Below are 17,245 nucleotides of genomic sequence, written 5' to 3'. Positions count from 1 at the left end.
TTTTTGAGATCGGGCAAACTTCAGTAGGGGGTCGGGACTTGGGTCCTGACCCCCTTTTTTATTGAGGGGTTCCAGAATGCTCCAAGGGCGTCAGCCGTGCGAGCGCCCGGGAGAAGTCATCCGGAAGTGGTGCTTCAAAGGCGAGCTCGACCCCAGTCTCGGGATGGAGAAAGGTCAGTTTGGCGGCATGGAGCATTTGACGGGGATAACGTTCTGGAGAGCCGGCATTTTTTCCGGCATAGACCTTGTCACCCAAAAGGGGATGTCCGATATGCTTGAAGTGGACCCGGATCTGGTGGGTTCTTCCGGTGAGAAGCGTAATGTCCACCAAGGCGCAATTCTCCCGATAGGAGGTGATGACCCGATAGCGTGTGGTCGACTGTTTTCCGTCTTCTCGCACGGCAAACATTTTCCGGTCATGGGAAGACCTTCCAAGAGGGGCATCGATCTCTCCCCTGCGTTTTTTTGGGATTCCGGAGACCAGCGCCAAATAACGCTTTGAGACGATCCTGTCCCTGAACTGGACCATCAGATTGTTGACGGCGTGTTCTGTTTTGCCAATGACCATCACTCCAGAGGTATCCTGGTCAAGACGATGGACGAGCCCCGCCCGCGCCAATTTTCCGGGAGCCTCTCCATCATCGCCTTCGGCCGGAGGAGCCTTTTCTTCCAAGTCGGTTTCCTTTGCTTCAAATGCCAATTCCGCAAGGTCACTGACAGGACTTTCATTATTTTGACCGAAATGGGCTAGAAGGCCATTGACGAGCGTTCCGTTGGGGTGACCGGGAGCCGGGTGTACGACAAGACCGGCCGGTTTGTTCAGGACAAGGACGACCTCATCTTCGTAGAGGATCTGAAGATCCATTTTTTGGGGAAGATCCATCTGCTGGCGGGGAGGCGGGATCAAAAGCTGAATGGTATCCCCCATCCTGACCTTGTGGGAAGGGGATACCATCTGGCCGTTAACGAGGACAAGCCCTTCCTCCATGAGTTTATGAACTCTTGAGCGGGAAAAGGGAACGCACTGGGCGACAAGGTAATGGTCAACCCTTCTGGGTGTTTCAATTCTGGGGACCTTGTACTCCCGGAACTCTCCCTGTTCGGGATGAGGCCGGGAAGTCTCAGGCATCCCCTTTTTTTCGGGACCGTTTTCTGGGTGTGGCAGCGTCTGTGGTCCTTGCAGCGGCTTTCTGGGCATTTTCCAGATACAGGCGGATCATGCTGTTTCCGGGATCCTGTGTCTGGGCAATCTTCCATTCGGAGATGGCCCGTTCGATGTTCTTCTGGTCCATCAGGACCGATCCGAGATCAATCCTTGCCTGAAGGTTCATTGGGTTGAGGGAGAGTGCTTCTTCAAGCATGGAAATGGCGGCATCTTTTTCTCCGGCCATGGACAGAGACCAGCCAAGTTCCCGGAGAATCTCGTCACTCGGAGAGATTTCCAGAGCATCTTCCCACTCCAGAATGGCCTCTTCCCACTTTCCCTGCTCTGAATAAAGAAGACCAAGAAGCTGATGGACCCTTGGGTGGGTGGGATCCACTTCGGAAAGCTCAAGAAAGATTCTTTCGGCCTCGTCAAGATGGCCCTGTTCAAAAAAGATTTTCCCAATGGTTTCAAAGGCATCGGTGTTCAGGGGATCTTCTTCGAGAAGAGCGTTTAAAAGCCGAACGGCCTGACGGATTTCGCCTTTTCCGTGCAGGGCAAAAGCCGTATGGAGCATGGCATCGCGCTGTTCGGAGGTGGAAAGGGTTCTTTTCAGGAGCATGCGCCCGACGGTCGTCGCCTCTTCGAATTCCCGGTGATAGACCAGAAGATGGAGAAGATAGAGCGACAGACGATTGTTTTTCGGCATTTCCTGCAGGAATTCACGGACTTTTGTCATGGCAAGGTCAAAGCGTTCGGCCATGATGAGAGAGTCGATCAGACAATATCTGCCCACTTCCGATTTGGGGTCGGAGGCGAGAAGGGCCAGGCAAAGATTATAGGCCTTGAGCCACTCTTTGTTCTCAAGGGCAATTTGTATTCTGGGCGTTAACTGCTTTGCAGCGTTGTCCATGGAGAGACCTCCTTTGCCCGTCGTACTTTTTTTCATTCAAATCTTTCCTAGTGAGTCGTATTGCCGGGGTTTTGAGGTTTTCCGGGTGATGATTCCGGAGACGTTCCGGAAGGTGTCGGGAACAATCCGAGACCCACGAGCAGGGAAACACCGATGACAATGGCCGAATCCGCAATATTAAAAGCCGGCCAGTGATGACCTGCGACCTGGAAATCGAGAAAATCCACGACCCGGCCCCCCAGAACCCTGTCACTCAGGTTTCCGAGGGCACCTCCCAGAACCAGCGCCAGGGGGAGGAACTCAAATCCTCTTTCACGCCGCCTTCTGGAACTATAATAAATGATCCCCGCCGCGGCCGCAACGGTCACCCCCACAAGAATCATCCGATGAAGGTTCTCTCCGTCCCCCTGAAACATCCCGAAGACAATCCCGGTGTTCCTGACAGAGACGATCTGGAAAAAATGGGGAATGACCACGATGGCCTCTCCCGGAAAGAGAGACTGGTGGATCCAGTTTTTCGTGAGCTGGTCGAGGAGAAAAACAGTTGCTGCAATCAGTATGTAGATCCACCAGCTGAATTTCCAGGAGGCAGTTGTTTCCCGGCTAGGCTCCATTGGAGGAGCCTTCTTCATGGCGTTTTGCTTCCTGGACGATCGGGAAGCACCGGTGACATAAAGGGAGGTGCTCCGGGTTGTCTCCAGTGGCGGGTGTCACCATCCAGCACCGTTCGCACTTGGTTCCCGAAGCCCGACGTATCATCCATTTTGCACCCGGAAGAGCCTGACTTTCTGTCATCGCAAGGATGGTTTGTTCCTCTTTTTCCGGCACCTCTTTCAGGAAAGAGAATCCAGAGACGATGAGGAACATGGCCGGATAGTCCGGTGGAAAATGCTTCCATGCCCCGGGAATCGTGTTTTCCCCTGTGATAAAAGATACTTCGACATCAAGGCCCGACCCTGCTTCCTTTTTTTTCCTTAGGTCGTCAATGATCCGGCCAAACTCCTGACGATAAACCAGCAGCTCTTCCATACTTTTTTCGAGGGTTTCATCTCTCCGTCCGGGAATCAGTGGCGGGTAAGCTTCGCCTTGTATCCATGCGGTTGCATCGGTTTCCCCGCTGGGGAGAAGGCCGAGAGGGAGAAGGTTTTCGGCAATCTCGTCCGATGTGAAAACGAGTATTGGCTGGATCAAAAGCAAGAGTTCCTTAAGGATCAGGGCCATCGTTTTTTGCGTTCCGGTCCTGAGGGGTGATCGGGCGGCCTCTGTATAGAGACGGTCCTTGATCATGTCGAAGTACAATGCCGAGAGGGAAACGGAGCAGAATCCTGACAGATGGTGCACTACCGCCGGGAAATCATAGTCCCGGTAGGCGGCTATGATTGTCCCTTTTGTCCCTTCCCAGAGGGAGAGAATCCACCGGTCAAGCGGGTCTGCTGAATCTTCCGTTCCAGAAAAGTCCGGCTGATAGTCGTAGAGATTCCCCATCATGAAGCGGAATGTGTTTCTGATCTTTCGGTAGGATTCGACCAGATGGGACAAGATGACCGGTGAGAGCCGGATGTCCTCCCGGTAGTCGGATGAGGCTGCCCAGAGCCGCAGGATATCCGCTCCATGCTGCTTGATGATTTCCGACGGGCTGATGACGTTTCCGATCGTCTTGGCCATTTTTCGTCCTTGGCCGTCGACTACAAAGCCGTGTGTCAAAACCGATCTGTAAGGAGGGGCATCATGAAGGGCCACACTTGTGAGAAGGGAGGAATGGAACCACCCCCTGTGCTGGTCAGAGCCTTCAAGGTACAGGTCTGCCGGCCAGGAAAGTCCTGGTCTTCTCTTGAGGACCGCTTCATGGCTGACCCCCGAATCGAACCAGACATCGAGGATATCCCGTTCGAGTTCAAGGTTCTGGCCGTGGCAACGCGGACAGGAGACCCCTTTTTTGATTTCTCCGGCCTGTTCTGGATCAAACCAGAAATCGATCCCTTCCTTCCGGGTCCTGGCAACGAGCCGTTCCATGAGATTGTTGTCGAGGAAGCTTTCTCCGCAATCGGAACATCCGAGCGCCGGGATCGGGACACCCCAGGATCTCTGTCTTGAAAGACACCAGTCGGGCCTGTTCTCGATCATGGAGGTGATCCTGTTTTCACCCCTGGCGGGAATCCATGAAACTGTCCGGATCGCAGCCAGGGTTCTCTGTCGGAGATTTTCCGCGGACAGGGAAAGAAACCATTGGGGAGTGGCCCGGAAAATCACCGGTTTTTTGCATCTCCAGCAGTGAGGGTAGGAGTGGCGATAGGCAGAATGGGAAATCAGACGGCCAAGGGAGGATAAAAGCGCCAGAATCTGCTCGTTTGAAGCCATGACGGGTTTTCCGACAAACTCGTCAAGTCCCATTTCGGAAAGGGTCTGCAGATATCGTCCGCGATTGTCCACGGGTGCCTCGACGGGAAGTCCGTGGAGGAGTCCCAGTCGATGGTCGTCCTCTCCATGGCCGGGAGCGATATGGACCATCCCCGTTCCCTGGTCCATTGTGACAAAATCCCCCGGAAGAAGGGGAACCCTGGCTCCTGTGAGGGGAGATGTGACAAAGGGAATCTCCCGGGCGAGATCCTCTCCCTTCAGGGTCCTGACGATGGAAAATCCTCCCGAGAGATTGCCGAGCCCGGCAAAGCTTCCCTCTTCTGTCCAGAGCGCGCTTGAGACAAAGAGCCGGTCATTTTTGGAAAAGGGGCCGGAGTCTTCTCCGCCGGTGTGGCTGAGTTCAAGATAGTCGGCATCAGGATGATAGGCGACCGCCTTGTTGGCCGGCAGTGTCCATGGGGTCGTGGTCCAGATGGCAATGAAGGTGTTTTCAGGAGAGGTTCCGGATTCGGGGGTTGCAAAAAGAACCGTTGCGGCTTGGGAGGTATGGTCTTCGTATTCGACCTCAGCCTCGGCGAGGGCTGTTTCGCACTGGGGGCACCAGAGAACCGGCTTGACGCCCTTGTAGACCAGTCCTTTTTTCACCATTTCCCTGAAAGAATCGAGGATGGTGGCTTCATAGTCAAAAGACATCGTGAGATAGGGGTGATCCCAGTCGGCCATCACTCCCATCCGGCGAAACTCCTCCATCTGGATCTTGACGAATTCATTCGCGGATTCCCGGCATTTCGTCCGGATCTCGACAGGTGTCAGTTCGGATCGATTCTTTTTCAGGTCTTTCAGGACCTTGTGTTCGATCGGGAGCCCATGACAGTCCCAGCCGGGAATGTAGGCAGGGCGTTTGCCCTCCCGGATAGCGACACGGTTGATCATGTCTTTCAGCACCTTGTTCAGGGCATGTCCCATGTGAAGGTGTCCGTTGGCGTAGGGAGGGCCGTCGTGGAGAATGAAAAGGGGCCGGCTACCCATCCTGGACAAAAGGGCCTGTTCGAGGCCAATCGAGTTCCAATGATTCAAAATGGAAGGTTCTTTTTCTGGAAGCCCCGCTTTCATGGGGAAATTTGTCTTGGGAAGGTTTAATGTCTCTTTGATTTCCACGAGGTCTCTTTTTCTCCTGTATCTGATATCCGGCCAATAACGGGGATCCGTCAGAAGTTGACGGGCTCTTGTCTAACTCAGGCCATTTGGTTATGATGGGCGTTCTGAATGGGCGATTAGCTCAGCGGTAGAGCACTGCCTTCACACGGCAGGGGTCACAGGTTCGAAACCTGTATCGCCCACCATTCCCCCCTGTCATTCCTGAAAACGTCCTTCTCCCAAAATGGATTTTTGGATGCAATCCTGGTGCGATCGAATTCCGTTTACCCGTTCACTTTAATCTATTTTGGGTCTTCGGGGAAAGGGGATCTTCATGGCAACGTCTGTGAAACGGGGCGACCTCCAGTGGCGGGTTCAGATCTGAATTGAAGCCTATCGGAAACGATGACCCGGAAGATGTTCTTTATGGGACATTCTCCGGATGTTCCCTTGTGTATTGCGTCAGGAAGACTTCCAGCTCATCGATAGGCAGCGGTCTTGACAGGGCAAATCCCTGAATGACCGGACAGGAGAGGCTTTTCAGAATGGCGACCTCTTCTGGTGTCTGGGCCCCTTCTCCAACCAGATCGAGATTCAGATTCTCAGCCATCTGGATGATCGTTTTCACCAGGGCCATGTCCGTCGGATTTTCCCTCATCCTGAGGACAAACTCCTGCGGGACCTTGATTTCATCTGTCACCAGCTGGGTCAGGTAGGAAAGGGAGGAGTAGCCGATTCCGAAGTCATCGATCGATATCCGGACATTCATGCTTCTTAACTGGTCCAGTCGGCTTTTGGACTCCCGGATGTCTTTCATCAGAAGGCTTTCTGTCAGCTCAATGGAAAGCCAGCCGAGAATCTCCCGATTCTGATCGAGTGTTGTCAGGAGTGTGTCCCAGAAATTGTTATTCCAGAACTGACGTGCTGAAAAATTCAGTGCAACGCGAATGGGCGGAAATCCTTTTCGTTTCAGTCTGCGGATCGTTTCCAGGACCGTTTGAAGTCCCCATTCTCCAATCGGGACAATGAGGCCTGTTTCTTCCGCCAGAGAGATGAAGTGGGAAGGGGAGAGAGGGACTTTTTCTCCAGGCTTGTTCCATCGGATGAGCGCTTCAACGCCAACGATTTTATTGTTTTCGACATTGATCTGTGGCTGATAGCAAAAAACGAATTCCTTTCTCAAGATGGCGTTTCTGAGAGACTGGGTTTTTTCGTAGCGGGTCTGAATCTTTTCTTCGAATTTCGGGTCAAAAAACTGCACGGTGTTCTTTCCAAGGCTTTTTGCATGGTACATGGCGATGTCAGACCTTCGTAGGAGGAGTGTTTCATCCTCCCCGTCATCGGGGAAAAGAGAAACTCCGACGGAAACGGTCGTCACCAGAAGATGTTCATCAATCTGGACGGGAGCGGACATCACCCTGATGAAACGTTTAAGGAATTCATTGAGAAGAGATCGATCCGGATCGACAGGACAAAGGAGAAGAAACTCGTCTCCACCGATTCTGCCAACCAGATCCTCGTGATGGGCCATTTTTAAGAGTCGCTCCGCCATGATGCACAGGAGCTGATCGCCTATGGAATGGCCAAGCGAGTCATTGATCTCCTTGAATCCGTCCAGATCAATAAACAAAAGGGCCATCTCCGAGACGGACTCTCTCTGGATCTGGATCTTTCTCTTGAACTCCGCCATGAAGGCATTGCGATTCAAAAGACCCGTCAGGGAATCGATGTGGGCCAATCTCCAGATCTTTCTTTCCTGCTCTTTGTCCAGGGTAATGTCTTTTTGGTGAACCAGGATCTGGTTGACGGTCCCTTTTTCGTCCATCAGGGGGGAAACGACCGTCTCCGTCAAGAAAGCTGTCCCATCATGTGACACGCCCTGAAATTCACCCTGGTAAAATTCTTTTGACGCACAAACCTCCTCAAGGGACAATTCCCCGCCCACGTTGGAAGGGGGAAAGAGTTCCCGGATGAAAAAGTCGCAGGGTTCCGCATGGGGATAACGGATCATGAAAAAAAAGGCCCTGTTGGCCCACTGAATCCTCCCGTCGGGAGTGGCGATAAAGAAAGGGGTTCGGGAAGAATCCAGAGCGGCTTTCTGAAGCCGCAACTGGTTCTGTTCTTCATAACGGATAAAAGCCAGACGGATTTTCTCCGAGAACTCGATCAGCTGTTCCCGGAATCCCGGAGAAATATCCTGTTCATGTTGTGAGTTGACGGTCAGCGTTCCCCAGGGAAGAAGTGATTTGTCTTTTCTGAGGATGGGAATGACCTGGGAGACGCTGAGTCCGACTTCTTCATACCAGGAAAAGAGCGGAGAGTCCCGAAAGTCTTCCAGGGTCACAAAGAGGGGCTTTCTGGTGTGAAGAGACTTGGAGCTGACCCTGTGGATTCCGGGAGGGGTATCCCAGCGAAAATGTCCGGAAGCTTCCAAAAAAAGCTTCGGGAAGTCCGGGACCGAAGAGGCAATTTCGACATAACGGATGGTTCCGTCAGGGTTTGGCATCGAAAAGTAGGTCATCAGGAAATGAAAGGATTCATCGAGTCTCTTCACGATCATGGAGAGGAGAGAGTCAAGAGGTTCGCCCAAAAGAATCATTCGATCGAGCTCGAGAGAGATCTGTTTGAAGGTTTCTGTTTCCATTTCCCGGGATACGTCCCTGACATGGGCCATGATGGCCCTTGTTTGCCCATAGGTGATGCAGGAGTAACTGACGCTGACATGGATTCTTGTGCCGTCGAGTCGCCTGAAGCGGCGATTGGCCTTTTGTGAATGGAAACCGGATCGATCAAGGCTTCGGATCACCTGGCGCGTTTTGGATTCGGAGGAATTGGTAAATATGGAGACAGGTTTTCCGACGATTTGATCGGGCCCCTGGTAGCCTAGCATGCGGCAGAAGACTCCATTGGCCTGCAGGACAATCAGTGAGTCCGGATCCATGAAGAAAATCCCGTCCGGTGCCTGTTCAAAAAAGCGTCCAGAATCGAACAGTCCCTGACTTTCCAAAAGACTTTCCTCCCGATATGAAATGCGTATTTCTCCGGATCAAAGAACCAGTTACAATATAAGGGCGATGCTCCTGGAAATCTATCCCTGATCAAGGAACCTTTCCGGACTGTCTCATGGATGAGGAGGCTTGTGTCTCCTTCAGGAAGCAAGTTTTGTGCTGGTTATCAAAATAGAACGAGGGTAAATGAAGCAGCACAAAAATTGGTCGGGACTTCCCATGGGGATTGCCATGGCAGGTGTAGTCCTTCTTTTTTCGGGATGGGTTCTGTTGCTGATTTTCTGGCATTTGACCCGCGAGAAGAGCCATGTCGACAACCGGATCCGTACAGGAGCCCAGATTCTCTCAACGCTCGACTCGACCGATATTGCCCTTCAGATTTTGGCATCGAATGGATCTGTCCATTTTTTTTCCCCGGAGATCCTTTCAGGATGGGCCGTCCAGGTTCACAGCGAAATCGAAAGTGTTATGGATTTGCCGTTTTCGTGGACACCATCCGACCGGATTCTGATCAACAGGCTCGACCGGGCATGGGCAAGACTGTTCAGGGCAATCCAGGCCCCCGGCACATCCCGTCAGGGACACCTGTTCGGGACCATCCACGAGATTATCCTGACCAGGCAATCGATCTCGAGAAGGGCCTCGCATTCGATCAAGCGACTCGAGAAAGTCTCTCGGGGACTTTCCAGGACACTTGTCTTGATCGAGGCGGGAATCGTGAGTGTGGGGATGAGCGCATTTGCGCTGTTTTCCCTCTCGCTGTACTTTTTTCGAAGAACCGTTACCTCCCTTGACCGGGTCTCCGTGGCGAAGTCCTACCTTTCGGCCATTCTGGAAGCGGTTCCGACCTCCCTCCTCCTGAAGGATTCGAAGGGAGGCTGGCTTCTGGCCAACAAGGCCGCACTCGATGTTTTTGGTCTTGACGAGAGCTCTTGGAAAAACCGGACCGACCGGGAAATGGCCCGTGAGAATCCTGTTTATCAGGAGTTTTTTTCAGCTTGCCAAAATCTCGAGCGGCAGGTCATGGAAAAAAATGAAAAAACGGTTTCGATCGAAACCGTAACGGGCAAAGACGGTCTATCCATCAAGATGGAAGTGACCCGGATCCCGCTCATGAATCCGGACGGGACCCCCCTGGGAATCGTGGTCAGCGGTTATGACATGACGGACAGGATCCGGGAAGAACAGGAAATTCTTCATCTGAAGGCCATCAATGAAGTTCTGTCCGCTGTGGATGAGATGATTCTTGGGGTTCCCGAGTCTTCCCCGCTTTTTGAGTTTGTCTGCAATGCGATGACCTCTCGTTTTCCTCGCTCCCTGAGCTGTTGGATCGCTGAACTGGACCCTGAGGGAATTCTCCGCCAGAAAGCCTTTTGCGGCATCTTTGGGGAAAATTCGGAAGAAGACGGCAGAAAGTCTCTTCAGGATCTGGAAAGGGGGCTTTCCCTGGAAGCGCTTGAAACCGGAAAGAGCCGGTTATGGAGAGATCCTTCTCCGGAAGATCATCTGATCCGTTCGGGCGCCTCTGTTCCTTTTTTTCGAGGGGGCCGGGTTGCGGGACTCATGAAGTTAGGCACTTTGGAGGAGGGGCTCTTTTCTCCTGAAATGCTCCGGTTGCTGGAAAGCATAGCCCGAAGCCTGTCTTTTGCCCTGGACAATCTGGACCGGGAAAACAGCCGTAAACAGAGCGAAGAGGGCCGGAAGCAGCTTGCTTCTCTCTATGAGGCGCTCTCCCGGATCAATCGCCTGACGGCGGAGGTACCCTCTCCGGAAGTCCTCTACCGGGAGACGGTCCGGATCGCGGTTGAAACAGCCGGTCTTGCCCTTGGGTGGATTGGCCTCCTCAGGGAGGATAAAAGGCTCGATTTTATCGTGGTGGAAGGTCGTTCCAAGGGGTATGCCGAAGGGTTGGTGATCTCTTCCGATCCGGATATTCCTGAAGGACAGGGACCGGGAGGGCAGGCCTTGCGGACAGGGGATCCGGTAATCTACCCGAACTTTTCCTCGAACCCGTCTTTTGCTCCATGGCTTCAGAAGGCCGAACGCTTCGATCTGTCGTCGAGTGCCAATTTTTCCTTTTCAAGGGAAGGCAAGGTTATCGGGGTGATGGGGCTTTATTACGATCGCCTGCACTCCTTTTTTCCGGAACAGATCGACCTGTTCCGACAATTCGCATCAACCCTTTCTTTTGCCCTTGATAACTGGGACAGGGAAAGTCTCCGCAAGACAAACGAGGCCAATATGGAACTTGCAGCCTCTGTGGCACTGAATACGCATGAAGGGGTGGTGATCGCCAACTCCGAAATGCGCGTTCTTGCAATGAACCGGGCCTTTACCGGCATGACGGGGATCGCTGAACCGGAATTCATCGGGAAACCCCTGGAACAGCTCCCTCTCCTGGAAAACGGAAAGGACTTTTGGCAGGACATTCAGGAGAAGGCAACCGTGGATGGGTCCTGGAAAGGGGAAGTTTCTATCGCTTCTGAGAGCGGAACCTTCCTTCGGGGGCTTTTGACCATCAACGCCGTCAGGAATTCCGACGGGGTGCCGACCCATTATGTCGCCGTTTTTACCGACATCACCCGGATCAAGGATGAACAGGCCAGACTCGAGTATCTTTCTTTCCATGATCCCCTCACGGGACTCCCGAACAGGAGGGCTTTCTCCGACCGGGTGGAGAAAGCGCTAAGAATGGCCAAAAGGAGTGGAAACCGGGTATTGGTGGCCATTCTGGATCTGGACGGTTTCAAGGAGGTCAACGACCGGTTCGGCCATGAAACCGGAGACAGGTTTCTTGTCGAGGTATCGGATCACATAAAAGCCGTTTTGAGGGAAAATGATATTCTTGCCCGTCTGGGCGGGGACGAATTTGGACTTTTGATCGAATCCATCGGGATCTCCGATGGAATTGATGAAATCATGGACCGCTTTGTTCAGGCGATGAACTTCCCCTTTCAAGTGGAAGACTATGCCATCACCCTTTCCGGCAGTATCGGTATTGCGGTTTTCCCGGAAGACGGAGAGGATGCCGAAAGGCTATTGTCACACGCCGATCTTGCCTTGTATCAGGCCAAGGAACGCGGAAAGAACCAATGGGTGGCCTATGAGCCATCGCTGCAGGAGGATCTCGACCGATCTTCCCGCGTTCGGGGAGATCTGCGAATGGCTCTGGAAACTCCAGGGGCGCTGTTTCTCCAGTACCAGCCGCAAGTGAATATCCGGACAGGGAAAGTGGTCAGCTTCGAGGCTCTTCTGAGGTGGAACCATCCCGAGAGGGGAGTTCTTTGCGCGGAGGAGTTCATCGATATCGTTGAAGCCGATGCTCCGCTGATTTCGGCTCTTGGGAGAATGGTCATCCGGAATGTTCTGTGCCAACTGGAAAAATGGAAAGGGCTTGGGTGGGATGATCCCGTTTCCGTCAATGTCGGAGCGCTTCATTTCCTGGATTCAGGGTTCCTGGACGAGTGGAGTGGCTTGTGGAAAGATTTTCCGGGAATTCCCCGAAGCGCTGTCAATATCGAAATTTCCGAATCTGCGGTGCTTCGCGATCTTTCAGCATCGCGTGTCTTGATCGAAGCGTTGAGGGATAGCGGCACCGGGGTCATTCTGGGCGGTTTTGGAAGCGGAAGCTCCTCCCTGACGGGACTTTCCGGCCTGAGCGTTTCCAAAATCGCAATGGATCGATCGGTGACCCGGACACTTCTTTCCGATCCTTATTCCATCGCGATTGTCTCGGGGGTATTGTCCATGGCGGGTATGATGAAGGTCCCCCTTCTCCTGGGAGAGGTGGAATATTTTGAGCAGGGGATCCTGTTTTTGGCCTCCGGAGGGAGCCTTGTTCAGGGCCATGCGGTGGGTCTTCCCCAGAATCCGGAGACTCTTCCGGCATGGATGGATTCCTTTTCCCTTCCGGAGGACTGGTTCTTCTGGGCCGACCTCACCTGGCCTTCAGGGGAGATTGACCTTTTACGGGCGGCATTGGAACAAAAAAGGCAATTCCGCATGTGGATGGAAAATCCGAAAGGGACCAGGATGTGTTTTGATGAGATCCGGGAGAGCCGGTGCTTTTGGGAGTCTTTTATCGCCGGGGAAGGCAGGGAAAGATTCGGATCCCGCATGGAGTTTCAGGAGATCAAAAAAATCTCCCGCCATTTTCACGAATCACTCGACGGGTTATCCTTGATGGCTCCGGAGAAGGGGGCATCCTCTACTATGAAGGATCTGCTGTCCGATCAGAGGGAAATGATCCGCCTCCTCGGGAAACTGGTTTCCTGAATGAAGATCCGGGGACCGTCTTTTTAAAAGATTGTCTTCCTGAAATCTTTTGGCTTAAGATCCATTTTTGAGATTCGCTACCGGAATGTTCCGACAATAAAGCCTGCCTGAGATTGTTACCGTTTGAATTCCCGGGGGAGAAGCATTTTTGAAAGACCAAAAAAATCTGACTTCGGAAGAATTCTTTTCCTCTCTTGACCCCCTTGAGCGATATGTTCTCGGAGCGCTCTTCTTGCTGGGAGAGGTGGAATCAAAAATAAAAATCGTCAAGATTCTGGCTACCCCTGGTCTGCCACGGCCATCGGAAGATGAGCCATGGAGCATTGAGGTTCTGGAGAGAATCAGTTCCCGTCTTGATCTTCCCCGCTGGCGAGCAGGGAAGGATGGCTGGATGGATGACAATGGGTTGATCGCATTGTCTCTTCGGGAGATCTTTTCCCGACCCGAAGGGGCCACTCTTGCCAGGGCCATCCGTTCGTCCATCGTATCGGAATACCAGGAAAACAATGCCTATGCCAACGTTTCGAGCGGGACGTTTTTTCAACAGCTTTTTTTGGCTTTTTACTCGAACAATCCGGCATATTTCCAGAAGCTCCTTGCCCAGGCGGAGAGAGCCTTTGATGCTTCCAGATGGATGGCTCCCTTCACGAACCACCTTTTAGAGACCCATCTTCCCGCCGGATGGATCGCCTCTCTGGACGAATCCCTTCAGAGGTATGTCCTTATGCTCAAGATCGATTCTCTTGCCAGGAGGGGATTTGTCACTTCTGGAATCGAGTCTGCCATTGGCCATGCGCGGACGATCGTGGGCTCCATTGAGGGGCGTCCACTCCGCTCCGTCCTTCTCCGTCTTGGCTTGACAGCCGGTCACATGTCCTGGGTTTCCCGGTTTCCCGATATCGAGCCTCCGTCAAGCTTTGTTGTTTCCGGAATCCGGGGCTGGGAGGCTTTTTTCCGTGAGGAGTTCGAGTCCAGCGCACTTCTGTTCCGGGAGATGACTGCCGAATACCGGAAGATTGTTGGCAAAAGGAAAATTCTTCCCGAGGACCCCTACGGTCTTTTCTACGCCCTCTCTCTTTTCCTTCTGGACAGGAAAAGCAAGCTTCGACAGACCGAACTTCCCAGGCTTTTCGATCTTCTGGACAACGGGAGTACATGGAGCTATGAGGGCTACAAGGCGATCATGGCCCTGGATCTCTCCCAGTCCGGTCTCGATGGAGACGCGCAGATTCTGATCGAAGATCTCTGGAAGAGGCCTGTTTTTGAAGAGCCGCTTTCAAGGGCTATTCTGTCTCTTGCCCTCCTGATTCTGCTGCCTGACAAGGCCCGGAAGCACAAGGACACATTTTTTTCCGAATTTCTGAACTTTCGGGATGTGATGCCCCTTCCTGCCGGCATCTATGCCGAAATTCTCCTGCGGCTGGGAGAGACGTCCGGGGAGATCGAGGCGTTCAGGAAAGAGGAAAAAATCGACTTTCTTCTCCATCCGTTCCTGAATCTTTTCCCGAAGGACAACGCCTGGGAGAGGAGTCTCACCGGCATTGAATCTCTTCTTGGGGAAAAGGCTGATCTGGAGGAAAAACGGGAGCGGAGGATTGCATGGCTTCTGGATATCAAACGTCTTCAGGCCTTTCCTGTCGAACAGAGCTTCAAGAAGGGGGAGTGGAGAGGGGTCAAGCCGATCGCCCTCAAGAGGATCCAGGCCCAGGATTCATCCCTTCCATTATCGGAAGAGGACAAGGCGGTGGCCAAAACAATCCGGAGCTATTCCTATGGATACTATGGAAAGGTCGATTATGCGACCGATCCATACGACTCGATTCTGGCTCTGGTCGGACACCCGGCACTCTATCTTGCCGACAGTCCAGCCACCAGGATCGAGCTTGTCGGCTCTCTTCCGGAACTTGTGATCACCGAGGTCAAGGATGGATACCGTCTCGATCTTTCCCATCGGAGTGAGACTCCTTCCGTCTGTCTCGAACGGCTCTCCGCAACCCGCTATCGGGCGATCGAACTCTCCAAAGCGTTTGTTTCCATGGGAGCCCGGATTCCGAATACGGGGCTTCTGGTCCCGAAGGAAGCCCGGAACCGTGTCATTTCCATCCTCCAGCAACAGGTCCCCTTCCTCTCTGTGAGGGCCGAGATCACCGAATCCGATCTTCCGGCGGTGGAAGGGAAAACGATTCCGGTCCTTCAGATCGAGCCTCTGGACCTGGGTCTTGCGATCACGGTGGGGGTACGGCCATTCGGAGCCGAAGGGCACTTCTTTCCGGCGGGGGGCGGAGGGAGGCTTGTCAACGGGATACAGGGCGGAAAAACCGTTCACGTACGCCGGAACCTTGAGGAGGAGCTGTCCTTCCTTTCTCGTCTTCTGGATTCTCTGCCGGTCCTTGCGGGCCGCCCGCCCGAAGGTCAGACCTACCTTCTCGACGATCCGGAAGAGGCTCTACAGCTTCTTCTCGAACTTCAGGAGACGCCTCATCCCCGGGAAATCGAATGGCCCAAGGGGGAGACGCTGAAGGTCAGTTCCCCCGTGACCTCCAAAAAACTTCATCTTGAGATTCGTGAAGCCAGGGACTGGTTCGACATTGACGGCAAGGTGGAGGTCGACCAGGATCTGGTCATCGGGATGAAGGACCTCCTGTCGGCCCTCAAGGAGTCCCGCGGTCGATTTGTCCCTCTGGGAGAGGGGAGGTTCCTGACCCTGACCGAGCGGCTCAAATCCCAGCTTGAAAGGTTCCGTGAGGTTTCCGAGGAGGAAAAGGGCGGACAGAGGGTCAGCCATCTTGGGACTCTGGCGATTGATGAGATGCTCTCGGAGGCCGGGTCTGTGACCGGGGACAAGAAATGGAAGGCCTTCAGGGAACGGATCCGGAAAGCGGCCGATTACACTCCCTCCCTCCCTTCGACCCTTCAGGCCGAACTTCGGGATTATCAGCTCGAAGGGTTTCTGTGGATGAGCCGGCTGGCCGAGTGGGGGGCAGGGGCCTGTCTGGCCGACGACATGGGGCTCGGGAAGACGGTCCAGGCGATTGCGGTGATGCTCGACCGGGCCCCCTCCGGCCCGATTATCGTTGTTGCGCCAACCTCGGTCTGCAGCAACTGGAGTGCGGAGATCGCACGCTTTGCCCCCTCCCTCAATGTCCACGTCCTGAGGGAAGCCCAGGACAGGATCTCCCGCGTCGAGGGGCTTGGACCGCTTGATGTCCTGATTGCCAGTTACGGACTCCTTGCCATGGAGGAGGAACTCTTGTCGAAGACGTCCTGGACGATGGCTGTTTTCGACGAGGCCCAGGCGTTCAAGAATGCCGAGACAAAACGGGCCCAGGCGGCCAGAAAGATTCAGGCGGATTTTCGGCTGGCCCTTTCCGGAACGCCGATCGAGAATGATCTCGATGAGCTGTGGAGTCTTTTCAGCGCGATCAACCCTCTTCTTCTGGGCTCCAGGGAGCGTTTCCAGTCGAGATTTTCCGGCCCCATCGAACGGGGGAAGGATACCCGTGTCCTGGCCTCCCTTCGTTCACTGGTCCGTCCCTTTATGTTGAGAAGGACCAAGAGCATGGTTCTTTCGGAGCTTCCGCCCAGGACCGAGGTCACGATCAAGGTCGAGCTTCCCTCCGATGAGCGTGTCTTTTACGAGGCCCTCAGGCAGAGCGCTCTTGAGGCCCTTTCCAGTCTCGGAGAGGAGAAGGGGGTCCAACGGATCCATATTCTGGCGGAGATTACCAAGCTCAGGCGGGCCCTCTGTCATCCCTCCCTTGTCGATCCGGGATCCCTTCTGCCGGGAGCCAAGCTTACCGCTTTCCTGGAGCTGTCGGACGAACTTCTGAAGAATCGCCACAAGGCGCTTGTCTTCAGCCAGTTCACCGGTCAGCTTGAGCAGGTGGCCAAGGCTCTGGATGCCAGGGGAATATCCTACCAGTATCTCGATGGGAGCACTTCTCCGAAGGAGCGGGAAAAGCGGGTCAGCGATTTCCAGTCCGGAAAGGGAGATCTTTTTCTGATCAGCCTTCGGGCGGGTGGAACGGGGCTCAACCTCACGGCTGCCGACTATGTGATCCATCTCGACCCCTGGTGGAATCCGGCGGTGGAGGATCAGGCTTCAGACCGGGCCCACCGGATCGGACAGCAGAGGCCGGTGACCATTTACCGGCTGATTGCGACCCAGAGCATCGAGGAAAAGATCCTCGATCTTCATAAGAGGAAGCGCGACCTGGCATCCGATCTCCTGGAGGGATCGGAGATGACCGGCCGGCTGACGAATGAGGATCTGATCGCCCTGATCGGAATCTGAAAAAGAGAAGTCGGGACAAGAGGGGGAGGTGTTCGCCAGTCGGTTGCGGGTGGCTGTTTTCGGAAGGATCATGGCGGATCGTTCGGTATATGTGACAAAAAAGATAGTCTTTTAGA

At 53.9% G+C, this 17,245-nt stretch carries 7 protein-coding genes and 1 tRNA gene; 3 read left to right on the top strand and 5 right to left on the bottom strand.

The features are described from left to right. Window positions 1-58: 58 nt before the first annotated feature. The 4 genes from LFE_RS12180 to ileS are packed head-to-tail and all read right to left on the bottom strand — an operon-like array spanning window position 59 to window position 5,573. Entirely contained in the window at window positions 59-1,129 is a 1,071-nt protein-coding gene (locus LFE_RS12180; RefSeq protein WP_014450520.1) for an RluA family pseudouridine synthase, read from the bottom strand. Beyond that, complete coding sequence (locus tag LFE_RS12175; protein WP_232502529.1) at window positions 1,122-2,093, bottom strand: tetratricopeptide repeat protein; 972 nt, start codon at window positions 2,091-2,093, stop codon at window positions 1,122-1,124. The genes LFE_RS12180 and LFE_RS12175 overlap by 8 nt, the downstream gene beginning before the upstream one ends. Window positions 2,094-2,104: 11 nt before the next feature. Continuing rightward, a complete protein-coding gene (lspA, locus tag LFE_RS12170) occupies window positions 2,105-2,671 on the bottom strand; it encodes a signal peptidase II (RefSeq protein WP_014450518.1) in 567 nt (188 codons plus the stop codon). Next, the gene (ileS, locus tag LFE_RS12165; RefSeq protein WP_014450517.1) at window positions 2,661-5,573 is read right to left on the bottom strand and encodes an isoleucine--tRNA ligase; all 2,913 of its coding nucleotides are present in this window, start codon (window positions 5,571-5,573) and stop codon (window positions 2,661-2,663) included. Before ileS ends, lspA begins: the two co-directional genes overlap by 11 nt. Window positions 5,574-5,683: 110 nt before the next feature. Between ileS and LFE_RS12160 the strand changes: the two genes are divergently transcribed. Next, window positions 5,684-5,758 (top strand) — tRNA-Val (locus LFE_RS12160). Window positions 5,759-5,976: 218 nt separating this feature from the next. Here the strand turns inward: LFE_RS12160 and LFE_RS13370 are convergent. Beyond that, window positions 5,977-8,559 (bottom strand): sensor domain-containing protein, encoded by a 2,583-nt coding sequence (locus tag LFE_RS13370; protein ID WP_014450516.1) that lies wholly within the window; start codon window positions 8,557-8,559, stop codon window positions 5,977-5,979. A 187-nt stretch (window positions 8,560-8,746) separates the two neighbouring features. On the opposite strand from LFE_RS13370, the gene LFE_RS12145 reads away from it, so the two are divergent. Continuing rightward, window positions 8,747-12,835, top strand: a complete 4,089-nt coding sequence (locus LFE_RS12145) for a bifunctional diguanylate cyclase/phosphodiesterase (RefSeq protein WP_014450515.1) — start codon at window positions 8,747-8,749, stop codon at window positions 12,833-12,835. Between the two features lie 148 nt (window positions 12,836-12,983). Then, complete coding sequence (locus LFE_RS12140; RefSeq protein ID WP_014450514.1) at window positions 12,984-17,129, top strand: DEAD/DEAH box helicase; 4,146 nt, start codon at window positions 12,984-12,986, stop codon at window positions 17,127-17,129. The last annotated feature ends 116 nt before the right edge of the window (window positions 17,130-17,245 follow it).

Origin of the sequence: Leptospirillum ferrooxidans C2-3 (assembly GCF_000284315.1) — a bacterium.
GTDB classification, from domain to species: domain Bacteria; phylum Nitrospirota; class Leptospirillia; order Leptospirillales; family Leptospirillaceae; genus Leptospirillum; species Leptospirillum ferrooxidans.
This window is presented reverse-complemented; position numbering and strand designations above follow the sequence as displayed.